1 protein-coding gene is annotated in these 1,072 nt (G+C 43.2%); it reads left to right on the top strand.

Annotation, left to right across the window (positions count from 1 at the left end):
* Positions 1–102 precede the first annotated feature (102 nt).
* The gene (locus NI469_RS15680; protein ID WP_253175659.1) at positions 103–1,065 is read left to right on the top strand and encodes an IS30 family transposase; all 963 of its coding nucleotides are present in this window, start codon (positions 103–105) and stop codon (positions 1,063–1,065) included.
* Positions 1,066–1,072: the final 7 nt, after the last annotated feature.

Below are 1,072 nucleotides of genomic sequence, written 5' to 3'. Positions count from 1 at the left end.
ACGCGGATTCAAATCCCAAGTGCGACACATTTGTAGTTAGTTGAAAAAGTTAGGTGTATTAGAATCATTAGACTTTTTCAACTCGCAATTGGAAAGCACACAATGAAGCAATACACCCAACTTTCTCAAGAAGAAAGATACGAAATTTATGCTGCCTTGAAAAGTAAATCTTCAATCTCTACTCTTTCCAGAGAGCTTGGTCGTTCCAGATCAACCCTCTATCGTGAGATCAAAAGGAATACAGGGGAACGCGGCTATCGGGCTAAACAGGCTGATCGGTTTTCAAGTCAACGACGATACCGTTCTTCATCTCAGATGACAGACTTCGCCATATTTTACATCCGTTATCTGATTGCTCTGGGTTGGTCGCCTGAACAGATTTCCGGGGCATTGAAACAACGTGGCTGGCTAGATGTCCCATCACATGAGTGGATCTATCAGTACATCTATCAGGATAAATCTAAGGGTGGAGAACTGCATCAACATTTAAGACACCAGAAAACCTATCGCAAGCGGGGTTATAAAAACACAGACCGTAGAGGCCAACTGGTTGATAGAACAAGCATTCACTGTCGCGACGAGGTCATAGACAAGCGTCAACGTCTTGGTGATTTTGAAGGTGATACCGTGATAGGCAAGAATCATAAGGGGGCATTATTAACCCTGGTTGATCGCAAGAGTCTGTATCTACATATCGCTCATTTGGGGAAAACTAGAACCTCAGCTAAAACGATCACGTGTGCTTTAGAGTGTTTGCGCCACAGTCATGCATATAGTGTGACCTTTGATAATGGCAAGGAATTCTCAGAGCATTGGCGGATAAAGGAAGCAGGTATAGAAACTTACTTTGCAGATCCGTACAAGTCGATTCAACGTGCCAGAAATGAAAATAGCAATGGTCTGATCAGGCAATATCTGCCAAAATCCTCATCGTTTGATGATGTTTCAAAAGAACGGATAGAACAGATAGAATCTGCTCTAAATAATCGCCCCAGAAAGACACTGGGATGGTATACGCCCAGTGATGTTATGGCTGGTTTTTATACTGTTGCACTTGCCGCTTGAATCCGCC

Origin of the sequence: Acinetobacter lwoffii, assembly GCF_024129735.1 — a bacterium.
Classification (GTDB): Bacteria; Pseudomonadota; Gammaproteobacteria; order Pseudomonadales; family Moraxellaceae; genus Acinetobacter; species Acinetobacter lwoffii_H.
The sequence above is the reverse complement of the archived record's forward strand: the minus strand, read 5'-3'. Positions and strand labels throughout refer to the sequence as shown.

Bases quoted from the DNA above. Each gene is read 5' to 3' on its own strand.
- NI469_RS15680 (WP_253175659.1), top strand. From the start codon at position 103: ATGAAGCAATACACCCAACTTTCTCAAGAAGAAAGATACGAAATTTAT.